At 69.7% G+C, this 14,656-nt stretch carries 10 protein-coding genes; 8 read left to right on the top strand and 2 right to left on the bottom strand.

Features of this window, described 5'->3' with window-relative positions:
* The first annotated feature begins 69 nt into the window (after positions 1-69).
* The gene (locus ABTU92_RS00610; RefSeq protein WP_408086626.1) at positions 70-408 is read left to right on the top strand and encodes an antitoxin Xre/MbcA/ParS toxin-binding domain-containing protein; all 339 of its coding nucleotides are present in this window, start codon (positions 70-72) and stop codon (positions 406-408) included.
* Positions 408-965, top strand: coding sequence for an RES family NAD+ phosphorylase (locus ABTU92_RS00605; protein ID WP_408086778.1), 558 nt, complete (start codon positions 408-410; stop codon positions 963-965). Before ABTU92_RS00610 ends, ABTU92_RS00605 begins: the two co-directional genes overlap by 1 nt.
* Positions 966-974: 9 nt before the next feature.
* On the opposite strand, the gene ABTU92_RS00600 is transcribed toward ABTU92_RS00605, so the two are convergent.
* Both ABTU92_RS00600 and pepN read right to left on the bottom strand, forming a co-directional pair.
* Complete coding sequence (locus tag ABTU92_RS00600) at positions 975-3,356, bottom strand: ATP-binding protein (RefSeq protein WP_408086624.1); 2,382 nt, start codon at positions 3,354-3,356, stop codon at positions 975-977.
* 209 nt (positions 3,357-3,565) lie between these two features.
* On the bottom strand, positions 3,566-6,217 hold the full coding sequence (gene pepN, locus ABTU92_RS00595; protein WP_408086622.1) for an aminopeptidase N: 2,652 nt from the start codon (positions 6,215-6,217) through the stop codon (positions 3,566-3,568).
* Between the two features lie 361 nt (positions 6,218-6,578).
* Here pepN and ABTU92_RS00590 point away from each other — a divergent pair, with 361 nt between their 5' ends.
* The 6 genes from ABTU92_RS00590 to araD all read left to right on the top strand — a co-directional run bounded on the left by ABTU92_RS00590 (position 6,579) and on the right by araD (position 14,566).
* A complete protein-coding gene (locus tag ABTU92_RS00590) occupies positions 6,579-7,592 on the top strand; it encodes a Bug family tripartite tricarboxylate transporter substrate binding protein (protein ID WP_408086620.1) in 1,014 nt (337 codons plus the stop codon).
* A 327-nt stretch (positions 7,593-7,919) separates the two neighbouring features.
* Entirely contained in the window at positions 7,920-8,996 is a 1,077-nt protein-coding gene (locus tag ABTU92_RS00585) for a zinc-dependent alcohol dehydrogenase family protein (protein WP_408086776.1), read from the top strand.
* A 149-nt stretch (positions 8,997-9,145) separates the two neighbouring features.
* The gene (locus tag ABTU92_RS00580) at positions 9,146-9,940 is read left to right on the top strand and encodes an HAD family hydrolase (protein ID WP_408086618.1); all 795 of its coding nucleotides are present in this window, start codon (positions 9,146-9,148) and stop codon (positions 9,938-9,940) included.
* Between the two features lie 221 nt (positions 9,941-10,161).
* Entirely contained in the window at positions 10,162-11,196 is a 1,035-nt protein-coding gene (locus tag ABTU92_RS00575) for a Bug family tripartite tricarboxylate transporter substrate binding protein (protein ID WP_408086616.1), read from the top strand.
* A gap of 382 nt (positions 11,197-11,578) precedes the next feature.
* Complete coding sequence (locus tag ABTU92_RS00570; protein WP_408086614.1) at positions 11,579-12,577, top strand: Bug family tripartite tricarboxylate transporter substrate binding protein; 999 nt, start codon at positions 11,579-11,581, stop codon at positions 12,575-12,577.
* 258 nt (positions 12,578-12,835) lie between these two features.
* Complete coding sequence (gene araD / locus ABTU92_RS00565) at positions 12,836-14,566, top strand: L-arabinonate dehydratase (RefSeq protein ID WP_408086612.1); 1,731 nt, start codon at positions 12,836-12,838, stop codon at positions 14,564-14,566.
* The last annotated feature ends 90 nt before the right edge of the window (positions 14,567-14,656 follow it).

Below are 14,656 nucleotides of genomic sequence, written 5' to 3'. Positions count from 1 at the left end.
TCCTCTTGCGTATCGCTTTCAGTAGCGCGATATTCTGAAATCGAAACGCAATTGCTCGTGGGTCAGCTCATGTCGACGGCCGTCAGCCGCATTCTCGATCGGCTCCGGGAGGGGGGCGGCCTCCAGGGGCGCGACATCGCCAACATCGTCGCGGTGTCGCCCGCGACGGTCTCGCGGTGGTCGAGCGGAAAGGCGATGCCCGACCTGAAGACCCAAACCGTGATGGCCGAGCTTCGCTATGTCGTCGACCGGCTGGCCGAGTTCTACACGCCGGACGAGACGCGCCTCTGGCTGCACGCCAAGCATCCGATGCTCGGTGGCGATCGGGCGATCGACCTGATCCATGCGGGCCGTACCGAAGCGGTGCTGGCGATCATCGACGCGCTGGATCAGGGCGCCTTCACTTGATGCCGCCCGATGTCCACCGGGCTCGCGATGTCGCGCTTCTCGATCTCGTCGATGCGTGTGCTCGCGAGCCGTTCGACGGCGAGACGTGGCGTGTCTGCCGCGACGGACGCGACCCCTGTCTGGGGGGAGCTTCGCTCAGCCGGTGGTGCAACGGGCGCTTCGAGGTCCTCTATACGGCGTTGGCGCGCGACGGCGCGGTGGCCGAGATCCATGCGCTCCTCTCGTCGCAGCCGGTCTTTCCGTCCCGGCCACGCTGGTTTGCTCATCGGCTTCGCGCCGCGACCGCGCGAACCCTCCGGATCGCCGACATGGCGATGCTCGGCCGGCTCGGTGTCGACACGGCCCGATGGACCGAGCGCGACTACGACAGAACCCAGGAAATCGCCGACGCCGCGCACTTCCTCGGTTTCGATGGTCTCTTCGCTCCCAGCGCGCGCTGGTCGTGCCTGAACTTGGTGCTCTTCACCGATCGCCTCCCAGCCGACGCGATCACGGTGGTCGCCAGCGAGCCCGATCCCATCGACTGGACCGAATGGCGGCGGCGCGCCCGTCGCTGAACCGTCCGTTCACCCGCAGCTGCGGATCGGCGTGGCGACCTCGCGGTCCTTGTTGTAGAGCGCGGCGTCGAAGCGGCGGGCGGCCGCCTGCAGGGCGTCGATGCCGGCGCTCGGCTTGCGCGTCCCGCCGATCGGCAGACGCACGACGACGATCGTGCCCTTGTTGAGCGTCGAGCGCAGCCGCATCGAGCCGTGGTGAAGCTCGACCAGCGACTTGGAGATGGCGAGCCCGAGGCCCGAGCCCTGGTGGCTCTTGGTGAACTGGTCCTCGACCTGCTCGAACGGCCGGCCGAGCCGGGCCAGCGCCTGGCGCGTGATGCCGATGCCGGTGTCGGCGATGGCGATGACGATGTCGTCGCCGCTGCGCCGTCCATGCACCCGCACCTCGCCGCCGTCCGGGGTGAACTTCACGGCGTTGGAGAGGAGATTGAGCACCACCTGCTTGACGGCGCGGCGGTCGGCGACGAGGCCGATCTCCGGCGCGATGCAGGACGTGACGGTGAGGGCCTTGTCCTGGGCCCGCTTCGACACCACCCGGATCGCCTCGCCGAGGATGCGATCGGCGTCGACCGGCTCGAAGTCGAGGCGCAGCCGCCCGGCTTCGATGCGCGACATGTCGAGAATGTCGTTGATGACGTCGAGCAGATACTGGCCGCTCTCGCGGATGTCGCGGCAGTACTCGTCGTAGCGGTCGACGCCGAGCGGGCCGAACAGCCGCGCTTCCATCATCTCGGAGAAGCCGAGGATCGCGTTGAGCGGCGTGCGCAGCTCGTGGCTCATGTTGGCGAGGAACTGCGACTTGGCCTGGTTGGCGTCCTCGGCGCGGGTCTTCTCGGCGGCGTATTTCTCGGCGAGCTCGGAGAGCTGGCGGGCCTGGGTCTGCAGCGCCTGCTGGGAGTTGCGCAGATCGTTGATGGTCGCCATCAGGCGCCGCTCGCTCTCGATCAGCTTCTCCTCGTGGCGCTTGATCTTGGTGATGTCGGTGCCGACCGAGACGTAGCCGCCGTCCTTGGTGCGGCGCTCGCTGATCTGCAGCCAGCGGCCGTCGTCGAGCTGCGCCTCGAAGGTGCGGCCGCCCGTCGTAGCGCCGCTCTCGGCCACGATGGTGCGCACCACGTGCTGGCTGCCGGCGGCGAGCACGGCCTCGTAGGAGGTGCCGGCGACCACGGCCGAGTCGGACAGGTTGTACAGCTCCTGGAAGTTGGAGTTGCACATCACGAGCCGGTTTTCGGCGTCCCACAGCACGAAGGCCTCGGGCACCGTCTCGATGGCGTCGCGCAGGCGGATGTCGGCCGCGACCGTCTTCTCGACCAGGCTCTTCTGCTCGGTGATGTCGACCGCGATGCCGATCAGATGCACGCCGCCGTCGCCCTGGCGGATGATCTCGCAGCGCACCCGCAGCCACACCCAGTCGCCGCGGGCGTGCCGCATCCGGAAGGCGCGGTCGATCGCCCGGGTCTGGCCGTCGGCGATCTGGGCGGCGAGCCCGGCGAGGTCGACGTCCTGCGGATTGACCAGCGCCTCGAGGTCCTCGAACTCCAGAAGCTCGTCGCGGCATTCGATGCCCAGGATGGCGAACATCGAATGCGACCAGAAGATCCGGCCGGAGGCGAGATCCCAGTCCCACAGGCCGCAGCGGCCGCGGTTGAGCGCCGTGTCGATGCGGTGGCGCACCGTGTCGTGGATCAGGTCCGCCTCGCGGGCCCGCATCGCCTGCCAGTGGAAGGCGAAGCCGAGAATCAGGACGACGAAGCCGGTGGTCGCCGACAGCGTCACCGTCATGGCCGTGTCGGAGCGCCACCCGGCCGTGGCGTTCGCGGCCGGCGTGATCACGAGCATCCGGCCGAGCGGGGCGGGGAGGTCGCGCAGCGTGACGAAACCGCGGCCGCCCTCGGCCAGGGTGCTCTCGACCACGCTGCCGCGCCGGCCGAGCAGCGCGGTCCCGGCGATCGGCACGGCGAGCTCGGCGATGCGCCGGCCGCGGCCGCGCTCCGGCGGGGTCGAGGCGATCACGACGCCGGCCGCGTTGGCGACGAAGACGTCGCGGTCGCGCAGCATCGGATCGGCGCCGATCGCCGCCGTCACCTCGTCCTGCAGGCGGGTCGGCGCGGCCGCCAGCGCGATGATCTCGAGGCGTTGCGCCAGCACGGCGGCGACGAGCTCGAGCTCGTCGGCCGCCGCCGCGACGGCACGACGATGATTGTCGCGGATCTGCACCGCGGCGCCGGTCGCGATGGTGATCAGGAAGACGAGGATGAGAACCGGAACCGCCCGTCGCAGCACGGGCTCGGCGATCAGCAGTCGGCGATACGCGGGCTTGGCGACGCTCTGCGCCAGAGCCTTGATGGAATCGGTACTCGCCGACGCGCTCGCACCGTGAGCGGGCGCCATCGCCAGCCTCCGTTCGGATCAGTCCTGAAAATGTGCCGGAAGGATGTGCCGCATCTCCCCGAACGGCGGCATTTGAATCGAATATTAACGATTTGTCGAGAGTCCCGGAATCGATTTCGGAGCCGCTTTTCGGGCTCGTGAAATACCTGAATCATTTGAATCGCGTAGGCGGCGGGAGCGCGACCAGCGACGCCCGCCGCAGACCGGTCTCAGCGCTCGCCGAGCGACCGCTCGACGATGTCGGCGAGATCGCGTGACAACGAGGGATTCGCGGCGACCCGCTCGAGTGTCGCGCGCGCCTTGTCGCGGCGACCGGGCTCGAGCGCCCGCCAGCTCCGGAACGCCGTCATCAGCCGCGCCGCGACCTGAGGATTGCGCCCGTCGAGGGTGAGCACCATGCCGGCGACGAAGTCGTAGCCCTTGCCGTCGGCGCGATTGAACTGGGTGTGGTTGGCCTGCGCGAAGGAGCCGAGCAGGGCGCGCACCCGGTTCGGATTGCCGAGCGAGAAGGCCGGATGGTCGATCAGCCGCTCGACCCGCGCGAGCGTGCCCGGATCGGGGATCATGGCCTGCAGGGCGAACCACTTGTCGATCACCAGCGGGTCGTCGCGGAAGCGCTCGGCGAAGTCGGCGAGTGCCGCCTCGCGCTCGGCGGTGTCGTGCAGGCTCAGCGTGCCGAGCGCCGCCATCCGGTCGGTCATGTTGTCGGCCTCGGCGTACTGGGCGGCGGCGAGCGCCACGGCGCCGGCATGGCCGGGCGCCGCCAGGAGATCGAGGCAGACATTGCGCAGCGCGCGGCGTCCGGCGCTCGCTGCGTCGGGCGAGTAGGGGCCGTCGTCGCGCAGGCGGTCGTAGAGGACTCGCAGCGTCGGCGCGAGGTCGTTGCCGATCGCCCGGCGCAGCGCGTGGCGGGCGTTGAAGATCGCCTCGGGGTCGACGTCGCGGCCGATGTCGCGGGCGATGTCGCCCTCGGACGGGATCGACAGCACCTGCGCGACGAAGGCCGGCTCCAGCCGCTCGTCGTCGAGCACCGAGGCGAGGGCGTGGACGAGGCCGCCGTCGTGGCGCACCCCGCCGCCCGCCCGGATCACCGCGACGTTGCCGATCAGGATCTCGGAGGCGAGCGTCTGCACGGCCTGCCAGCGATTGAACGGATCGGAATCGTGGGTGGCGAGGAAGCGCAGGTCGTCGCTGCCGAGATCGGCCTTGATCTTCACCGGGGCCGAGAAGCCGCGATTGAGCGACGGCACCACCGGCACCGTGATCCCGTCGAACACGAAACGCTCGGCCGGCCTGGTGAGCACCAGCACGCCGCGCTCGACCGGGCCGTGCCCGCGGCGCACCAGCGGCACGTCGCGGCCGTCCGGCCCGACGAGTCCCAGCACCAGCGGAATCTGCATCGGCGACTTCACCGGCTGGCCCGGAGTCGGAGGCACCACCTGGGCGATGTCGAGGACGAGGGTGCCGCCCTGCGCGTCGTGGCGGCGCGTCACCGCGAGCTCGGGCGTGCCGGCCTGGCCGTACCAGAGCATGAACTGGGAGAAGTCGGTGTCGCCCGCCTCGGCGAAGCAGGCGACGAACTCCTCGATGGTGGCGGCGCGGCCGTCGTGGCGGGCGAAGTAGAGATCCATGCCGGCCCGGAACGTCTCCGGCCCGAGCAGGGTCTTGAGCATGCGCACCACCTCGGCGCCCTTCTCGTAGACGGTCGCCGTGTAGAAATTGTTGATCTCGCGATAGGTCTCCGGCCGCACCGGATGGGCGAGCGGCCCCGCGTCCTCGACGAACTGATGACCGCGCAGCACCCGCACGTCGGCGATGCGCTTCACCGGCCGCGAGCGCATGTCGGAGGAGAATTCCTGATCGCGAAAGACCGTCAGGCCCTCCTTCAGGCAGAGCTGGAACCAGTCGCGGCAGGTGATGCGGTTGCCGGTCCAGTTGTGGAAGTACTCGTGCGCGATCACCGCCTCGATATGGGCAAAGTCGGCGTCGGTCGCGGTCTCGGGCGAGGCGAGCACGTACTTGTCGTTGAAGATGTTGAGGCCCTTGTTCTCCATGGCCCCCATGTTGAAGTCCGCCACCGCGACGATGTTGAAGACGTCGAGGTCGTATTCGCGGCCGAACGCCTGCTCGTCCCAGCGCATCGAGCGCTCGAGCGCGGCGAGCGCGTAGCCGGCGCGGTCCGCCTTGCCGGGCTCGACATAGACGGCGAGCTCGACCGAGCGGCCCGACATCGTGGTGTAGGTCGTGCGGCAGACATCGAGCCGGCCGCCGACCAGGGCGAACAGATAACAGGGCTTCGGGAAGGGATCGTGCCAGACGGCGAAGTGTCGGCCGGTGCCGGGCACGTCGCCGCGCTCGACCAGATTGCCGTTGCCGAGCAGCACCGGCGCCTCGTCGCGGTCCGCCTCGATGCGGGTCGTGTAGACGGCCATCACGTCGGGCCGGTCCAGGAAATATGTGATGCGGCGGAAGCCTTCGGCCTCGCACTGGGTGCAGTAGTTGCCGCTCGACCGATACAGGCCCATCAGCTTGGTGTTGGCGGACGGGTCGATCTCGGTCTCGACCTCGAGGACGAAGGGGCCGGCTGGCGGCTGCGGTATCTCGAGACCGTCCGGTCCGGCCGCGTAGGCGGTTTCGGGCAGCGCGGCGCCGTCGATCGTGACCGACAGGGGCGTCAGCTCGTCGCCGTCGAGCACCAGCGGGGCCGGGCCGCGCGCCGCCGGGTTGGGACGCAACGCGAGGCGGGCCTTGATGCGGGTGCGGCTCGGGTGCAGCGCGACATCCAGATGGACCGTGTCGACCAGCCAATCGGGGGGACGATAGTCCGAGAGGCGGATCGGGCGTGCATGTTCGGTGCGCATGAAGGTCCTCGGTGTCTGCGAACCCCATGTAATCCGGACGGCAGCGGAATTCCATCCGCCCGCGGCACCGGTGCAGCCATTTCGCCGCAGCGATGGGTTCGCCGATCGGATTTGCGCGATGCGACCTTTGTGGTTTAGTGGCGAGATCAGCGCGGTGTCCAGGCACGGACATCGCGGAGCGACAACGCGAGACACATCGCGGCGCAACAAAGCGATCGGCCCCGCCCTGCATTCACCGATCGCCTCAGGAGGATTCGCGACGGCGCCGAACCGGCGCCCGCCGGACGAACAACAGCGGACCGTCGCTCCCGCGAGCGGCGCATGTCCCGCGACGTCATCAAAAAACCAGGGAGAAGACGCCATGACACTGCTCGACACGAGACTCTTCGGGCCGAAGGCCATGAAGACCGCCATCGCGGCCGGGGCCGCGCTGATGGCGATGGCCCTGCCCGGGGCGGCGCAGACCTCGGGGAGCGACGCCGCCGGCGCCTATCCGAGTCAGCTCGTCAAGATCATCGTACCGTTCGGCGCCGGCAGCATCACCGACAACCTCGCCCGCATCCTGGCCGACAAGCTCGGCGAGATGTGGAAGCAGCAGGTGATCGTCGAGAACCGGCCGGGCCTCACCGGCACCACGGCGGCGGCCAAGTCGCAGGCCGACGGCTACACGCTGATGCTCACCTCCAACGGCCACACGGTGGCCGGCACGGTGAACAAGAACATCCAGTTCGATCCGGTGAAGGACTTCGTCGGCGTCGGCAAGGTCGCCTCGGTGCCGCTCGTCGCCATCGTGCCGCCGGAGCTCGGGGTGAAGTCGCTGCCCGAGTTCCTCGCGATGGCGAAGGAGAAGCCGGGCAAGCTGAATTTCTCCTCGGCCGGCGTCGCCTCGACCTCGTTCCTCGGCTCCGAGCTGATGCGCCAGGGCGCCGGCGTCAACATCGTGCACGTGCCCTACAAGGGCGTGCCGGACGCCGTCACGGCGGTGGTGCGCAACGACGCGCAGCTCTATTTCGCGCCGATCCCCAACGCCCAGGAGCTCGCGACCGCCGGCAAGGTGCGGATGATCGCCATCAATTCCAACACCCGCAACGCCAAGCTGCCCGACATCGCCACCGTCAAGGAGGCGGTGCCGAGCTACGACTACGATTCGTGGTTCGCCGTGCTGGCGCCGGCCGGCACCCCGAAGGCGATCGTCGCCAAGGTGAACGCCGACATGACCAAGGTGCTGCGCATGCCCGACGTGGTCGAGAAGCTCGACACGCTGGGCGCCGTGGCGTCGCCCGGCACGCCGGAGGCGCTCGACACGCAGCTCGCCAAGGAGACCGACTTCTACGCCAAGGTGCTGCGCGAGGCCGGCATCGGCGGCACGAACTGAGGCGGCTGCATCTCGACCTGTGGTCGATGCAGCGATCTCCGTTTCACCTCTCCCCGGCGGGGAGAGGTCGTCGCGCGGAACGCGGCGGGTGAGGGGGCCGTCGTCTCCACCGAGGCAGACGCCCCTCACCCCGGTCGCGCGCCGTGCTTGAGCCCGACCCTCTCCCATCGGGAGAGAGGTCCGGTGCAGACCGTTCGCCCGACGCGCTCGTCGCGCGCAACTCTTGCGCTCGGCCCGCGGCGGCGCCACGTCCGGATGTGAAGACAGCCTCCGGAGGCGGCCATGCCGGGCGATGCCACATCGAGCGATGTCGTGCGTCCCGAGACCATGCGGGCCATGGTGCTGGAGCGTCCGGGCACGCCGCTGGTGCTGCGCAAGCGGCCGGTGCCGCGGCCCGGACCCGGCGAGGTCCTGCTGCGGATCGCGGCCTGCGGTGTCTGCCGCACCGATCTCCACGTCGTCGACGGTGAGCTGACGCATCCGACCCTGCCGGTCGTCCCCGGCCACGAGATCGTCGGCCGGGTGCTCGCGGTCGGCGACGGAGTCGCAGGCTTCCAAACGAACCAGCGCGTCGGCGTGCCGTGGCTCGGCGCCACCTGCGGCACCTGCCCGTATTGCCGCGACGGACGTGAGAATCTCTGCGACGCGCCGGGCTTCACCGGCTACACGCGCGACGGTGGCTACGCGACTCATGCGCTCGCCGATCATCGCTACTGCTTCGCGCTTCCGGACGGCACCGGCGGCGGTGCGCTCGACGACGCCCACATGGCGCCGCTTCTATGCGCCGGACTGATCGGCTGGCGCAGCTACAGGATGGCGGGCGAGGGGATCACCGGCGAGGAGATGGCCGGCGAGGCGCGGGTGCTCGGCCTCTACGGCTTCGGCGCCGCCGCCCATATTCTCACGCAGATCGCCGTGCAGCAGGGGCGCCGCGTCTTCGCCTTCACCCGCGCCGGCGACGACGCCTCGCAGGCTTTCGCCCTGACGCTCGGGGCCGAATGGGCCGGCGCCGTCGACGCGACGCCGCCGGCGGCGCTCGACGCCGCGATCATCTTCGCGCCGGTGGGCGCGCTGGTGCCGCCGGCGCTTCGGGCGGTGCGCAAGGGCGGCCGCGTCGTCTGCGCCGGCATCCACATGTCCGACATCCCGAGCTTCCCCTACGCGATCCTGTGGGAGGAGCGCCAGCTCGTCTCGGTCGCCAACCTGACCCGCGAGGATGCGCAGTCGTTCTTCGCGGCGCTGCCGTCGCTCGACCTGAAAACCGAGGTGACGCTCTATCCTCTGGCGCGAGCGAACGCGGCACTCGCCGATCTGCGGGCCGGGCGGCTGCAGGGCGCAGCGGTGCTGCAATGTTCGCCGGCCGACGAAAAGTCGAACCAAGTCAACGGCTCCCGTCTCGCCTAAGGGAAAATACTTCCGTCACGGCGGAACCTCCCTCCAACACGGCCGTTCTATGTCGGAGTGTCGCCGGATCGAACGTGCGGGGTTCCGCTCCTCGCATCACCAGTGAACTCATCATTCCAATCGGGGCGGGGGAGCGGACGAGGGACAGCATGGCTGTTGCGCGCAGGATTCGTCGACGCGGCTGGATGACGGCCGCCAACAAGACCAACCAGACCGTGGAGCCGAAGCGACCGGTGGTGCGCCATCTGGCGGTGCGCTCGCGCGCCGGCGGCTCGCTCGCCGAGGCGAAGGCCTACGTGTTCGTGGTGGAAGGCGCCGTGATCGACACGGTGCTGACGTCGACGAACTGCTGGCTGCAGACGCTCACCGAGTTCGGCCACACGTTCCGCACCGCCGACGTGCATCGTTATCACGGCATGGATCCGGACGCGCTGCTCGACGCCCTGCTGCCGGTGGTCGACACGCCGGAGACCAAGGAGTTCATCCTCGCGAAGTATCGCATGCGCTGGGCCGGCGAGGTGATGCCGACGCTGCGTCCCTTCCCCGGCGTGCGCGAGCTGATCGTCGATCTGGCCTCGCGCGGGGCCGCGGTGGCGCTGGTCACCCACGCTTGCGGCGAGGAGCTGACGCAGATGCGGGCGCTGCTCGGGCTCGACGAGACCGTGACGGTCGTGTCGGGCGACGACGTCCCGCGCGGCATGCCGCATGCCGACCGCATCGGTGCCGCGCTGGAGCGGCTCGGGATACGCCAGCCCGGCGATGCCCTCGTGGTCGGTGCGAGCCCGTGGGACGCCGAGGCGGCGCACGCGGCGCACACCCGCTCGGTCGGCGTGCTCTCCGGACTGTTCGCCCGCGCCGACCTGCTCGAGGCCGGCTGTCAGTCGGTGTTCCTCGACGCCAAGAGCCTCGCGGGCGCGCTCGCCACGCCGGAGATCGCGGCCTGAGGCCGGCCCGCGATACACATTCGTTTCGCCATATGCCTTCGAAGCCGCCGCGACCGACCCGTCGCGGCGGCTTTTTTTTTTGTCGAGCCGACATCCTGCGACGAAGGTCGAGGCGGACCGGGCCGCAACCGGCTTGCCGGCCGGCGGCCGGGGCGCATAAGCTCTCTCATCAAACAACAGGAGCGCCCGGCCGCATGGACCGGAGCGCCGAGGGAGCGCCGATGACCGATCTCTTCACACGCCCGAATTCCGTTCTGCCGCGGGCCGCGCTGTCGCGCGGGCTGTCGCGACGCGCCTGTGTCGTCCTCGCCGCCGTCGCCGCGACGACGCTCGGGCTCGCCGCCACGGCGGTCGCCGCCCTCGACTATCCGACGCGGCCGGTGCGCTGGATCGTCTCCTATCCGCCGGGCGGTGCGACCGACATCACGGCGCGCCTCGTCGGCCAGGCCGTGTCGGAGCGGCTCGGCCAGCAGGTCGTCATCGAGAACCGGGCCGGCGCCGGCAACAACATCGGCACCGAGATCGCCGTCAACGCCGCGCCGGACGGCTACACGCTGTTCTTCGTCAATCCGGCCAACACCATCAACGCCACGCTCTACAAGAAGCTGTCGTTCGACTTCGTGCGCGACATGCAGGGCGTCGCCGGCATCATCCGGGTGCCCAACGTGATGGTGGTGAACCCGTCGGTGCCGGCCAAGACCGTGCAGGAGTTCATCGACTGGGTGAAGGCCAATCCAGGCAAGGTGAACCTCGCCTCCTCGGGCAACGGGACATCGATCCATCTGTCCGGCGAGCTGTTCATGGCGATGACGGGCGCCAAGATGACTCACGTGCCGTATCGCGGCTCGGCTCCGGCCGTGACGGATCTGCTCGCCGGGCAGGTGCACGTGATGTTCGACAATCTCCCTTCGGCGATCGAGCACATCCGGGCCGGGCGGCTGCGGGCGCTCGCCGTCACCACGGCGGAGCGCTCGGCCATGCTGCCCGACGTGCCGACCGTCGCCGAGACCGTGAAGGGCTACGAGGCGAGCGGCATCTTCGGCATGGGCATCCAGAAGGCGGCGCCCAAGGAGATCGTCGACAGGCTCAACGCCGCGGTGAACGAGTCGCTCGACGATCCCAAGCTGAAGACGCGGCTCGTCGAGCTCGGCGGCATCGTGATGAAGACGACGCCGGCCGAGTTCCAGAAGACCATCGAGGACGAGACGGCGAAGTGGGGCAAGGCCGTGCAGTTCTCCGGCGCCTCGGTGGACTGACGCCGGCGGACGATTGACGGGGTGTCATTCCGGGGCGCGAGCCGAAGGCTCGTGAACCCGGAATCCAGCGCAGGCCTCCGTAACGGCGGCTGGATTCCGGGTTCGCGGCTTCGCCGCGCCCCGGAACGACGGATCGATCGGATCCGCACGTCGTGACAGAGCCGCAGCCGCTCAGTGTCGGTCGCGATCTCGCGGCACGCCGCCCGTCGCCGGTCGACGCAGCCCGACAATCCGCGGCGCTTTGCTCACCTCGCATTCACGCTCCGACGAAGGTTCGGTTGTCTGTGGGCGCCTCTGCCTCTTACGATTGATGCAACCAGAAGCCGAGCGAATCGGCCGGGCCTGACAGGTGGCGGCGACGTGCCGCGAAGGAGGAATGGAAATGCGAGTTTTCGGACAATTCGGCTCGAGCTTGGCGGCGGTCGCGCTGACGGCGACGCTGACGGCGAGCCTGGCGGTCGGCACGGCGGTCGCCGACGATGCAGCGGATTATCCCAGCCGGCCGGTGCGCATCGTGGTGCCGTATCCGCCCGCCGGCACCACCGACATCCTGGCCCGCATCGTCGGCCAGCACATGTCGGAGACGCTCGGCCAGCAGTTCATCGTCGAGAACAAGCCCGGCGCCGGCAACAATATCGGCACCGAGATGGTGGTGAACTCGGCGCCCGACGGCTACACGCTGCTGCTCGCCAATCCGGCCAACGGCATCAATGCGAGCCTCTACAAGAAGCTGTCGTTCAACTTCCTGCGCGACATCGTCCCCGTCGCCGGCATCGTGCGGGTGCCGAACGTGATGGAGGTCAACCCCAACTTCCCGGCCAAGACGGTGGCCGAGTTCGTCGCCTACGCCAAGGCCAATCCCGGCAAGGTGAACATGGCCTCCTCGGGCAACGGCACCTCGGTGCATCTGTCGGGCGAGATGCTGATGGCGATGACCGGCATCAAGATGACGCACGTGCCGTATCGCGGCGCAGGCCCCGCGCTCACCGACCTGATCGCCGGCACGGTCGACGTGATCTTCGACAACCTGCCCTCGTCGATCGCCCACATCCAGTCCGGCAAGCTGCGCGCGCTCGCGGTCACCACCGATGCGCCCTCCGAGCAGCTTCCGGGCGTGCCGACGGTCGCCGCCACGGTGCCGGGCTACGAGGCGAGTGCCTGGTTCGGCTTCGGCGCCCCGAAGGGCACGCCGCCGGCCGTGATCGCCAAGCTCAACGCCGCCGTGAACAAGGCGCTCGCCGATCCCAAGGTGAAGGCGCGCCTCGCCGAGCTCGGCGGCGCCCCGCTCGTCGGCCCACCCGAAGCCTTCGGCAAGGTGATGAAGGACGAGACCGAGAAGTGGGAGAAGGTGGTCAAGTTCTCCGGCGCCAGCGTCGACTGACCTCGCCGCGGACACCGCGTGCCCCGGACAAGGCGCGTCGGGCCGAAGGCCCGATGCGCCGCGGAGCCGGGGCGAAGGGGCGACACGACGGGCGCGGTGCGCTGTCGCCCCTGGGGCCCGGGTCACGACGCTTCGCGTCGCGCCCGGGACACGAGTCGTGCGCCGTTGCCGCAAAGCGGGGTCTCGTCGGAAGCGGATTGCGCTCCGTGCCGTCCGGGCTACGCTGACGCGCCCCCTTCGAAACCCGCCGGCATTCCCGTGACATCTCGCAAAAAGACTCCCGAGACGCTGCGCAGCCATCGCTGGTTCGGCGTCTCCGATCTGCGCTCCTTCGGCCACCGCTCGCGGCTGCGCCAGCTCGGCTACGATGCGGCCGACTGGGTGGGCAAGCCGGTGATCGGCATCGTCAACACCTGGAGCGACATCAATCCCTGCCACGGCCATCTGCGCGCCCGCGCCGAGGACGTGAAGCGCGGCGTGCTGCAGGCCGGCGGCCTGCCGATCGAGCTGCCGGCCATGTCGCTCGCCGAGCCGATCGTGAAGCCCTCCGCGATGCTCTATCGCAACTTCCTCGCGATGGAGACCGAGGAGCTCGAGCGCAGCCATCCGATCGACGGCGTCGTGCTGATGGGCGGCTGCGACAAGACCACGCCGGGCCTCCTGATGGGCGCGATCAGCATGGGCCTGCCGGCCATCTACGTGCCGGCCGGGCCGATGCTGCGCGGCCACTGGCGCGGCGAGACGCTCGGCTCCGGCTCGGACACCTGGAAGTACTGGGACGAGAAGCGCGCCGGCCGCATCGGCGAGGCGGAGTGGACCGAGATCGAGGGCGGCATCGCGCGCTCCTACGGCACCTGCATGGTGATGGGCACGGCCGCCACCATGATGGCGATCGCCGAGGCGCTCGGCTTCACGCTGCCCGGCGCGTCGTCGATTCCGGCCGTCGATGCCTCGCATTCCCGCATGGCCGCGGCCTCGGGCCGCCGCATCGTCGACATGGTGTGGGACGATCAGACTCCCGCCCGCATCCTGTCCTCCGCGGCCTTCGACAACGCCATAAAAGTTCACATGGCGATGGGCGGCTCGACCAACGCCATCATCCATCTGGTCGCCATCGCGCGCCGCGCCGGGCTGACCATCGACATGGCCCGCTTCGACGCGATCTCGCGCGAGATTCCCGTGCTGGCGAACGTGCGCCCGTCCGGCCAGTGGCTGATGGAGGATTTTTATTACGCCGGCGGCCTCAAGGCGCTGATGGGCGAATTGCGCGAGGCGCTGGATCTCTCCTGCGTCGGCGTGTCGGGAAAGCCGCTCGGCGAGGCGCTGGCCGGTGCCCGCGTCCACCGGCCCGACATCATCCGCACGCTGGCCGATCCGGTGTCGCGGGCCGGCGCGACCGCGGTGCTGACCGGCAATCTCGCGCCGCGCGGCTGCGTGATGAAGCCGCCGGCCGCCGATCCGCGCCTCCTGAAGCACTGCGGTCCGGTGCTCGCCTTCGAGGACTACAACGAGATGGCGGCGGCGGTCGACCGCGACGACCTCGACGTGACGCCCGACCATGTTCTGGTGCTGAAGAACGCCGGTCCCAAGGGCGGCCCCGGCATGCCGGAATGGGGCATGCTGCCGATCCCGAGGAAGCTCCTGCGCGCCGGCGTGCGCGACATGGTGCGGGTGTCGGACGGCCGCATGAGCGGGACGAGCTACGGCGCCTGCATCCTCCACGTCTGCCCGGAGAGTTACGTCGGTGGCCCGCTGGCCCTGGTGCAGACCGGGGATCGGCTGGAGATCGACGCCGACGGGCGGCGCATCCATCTGCATGTCGGCGAGGAGGAGCTGGCCCGCCGCCGCGCCGCCTGGACCCCGCCGCCGCCACGCTTCGAGCGGGGCTGGGGCGCCATGTACGCGGCCCATGTCGGCCAGGCCGACGAGGGCTGCGACTTCGATTTTCTCTCCGGCACGGCGCCGACCGCTGAGCCGGAGATTCATTGAGGGCTTGTGGTCATGCCGGGGCGCTGCGCAGCAGCGAACCCGGCATCCAGCGACGAACTCCGAACGCTCGGCTGGATTCCGGGTTCGGCG

Origin of the sequence: Rhodoplanes sp. SY1 (assembly GCF_046000175.1) — a bacterium.
Classification (GTDB): Bacteria; Pseudomonadota; Alphaproteobacteria; order Rhizobiales; family Xanthobacteraceae; genus Rhodoplanes.
The sequence above is the reverse complement of the archived record's forward strand: the minus strand, read 5'-3'. Positions and strand labels throughout refer to the sequence as shown.

Coding starts and splice junctions, on each gene's coding strand:
- ABTU92_RS00575 (WP_408086616.1), top strand. CDS start 10,162: ATGACCGATCTCTTCACACGCCCGAATTCCGTTCTGCCGCGGGCCGCG.
- ABTU92_RS00580 (WP_408086618.1), top strand. CDS start 9,146: ATGGCTGTTGCGCGCAGGATTCGTCGACGCGGCTGGATGACGGCCGCC.
- ABTU92_RS00605 (WP_408086778.1), top strand. CDS start 408: ATGCCGCCCGATGTCCACCGGGCTCGCGATGTCGCGCTTCTCGATCTC.
- ABTU92_RS00570 (WP_408086614.1), top strand. CDS start 11,579: ATGCGAGTTTTCGGACAATTCGGCTCGAGCTTGGCGGCGGTCGCGCTG.
- ABTU92_RS00590 (WP_408086620.1), top strand. CDS start 6,579: ATGACACTGCTCGACACGAGACTCTTCGGGCCGAAGGCCATGAAGACC.
- pepN (WP_408086622.1), bottom strand. CDS start 6,217: ATGCGCACCGAACATGCACGCCCGATCCGCCTCTCGGACTATCGTCCC.
- ABTU92_RS00610 (WP_408086626.1), top strand. CDS start 70: ATGTCGACGGCCGTCAGCCGCATTCTCGATCGGCTCCGGGAGGGGGGC.
- ABTU92_RS00600 (WP_408086624.1), bottom strand. CDS start 3,356: ATGGCGCCCGCTCACGGTGCGAGCGCGTCGGCGAGTACCGATTCCATC.
- ABTU92_RS00585 (WP_408086776.1), top strand. CDS start 7,920: ATGCGGGCCATGGTGCTGGAGCGTCCGGGCACGCCGCTGGTGCTGCGC.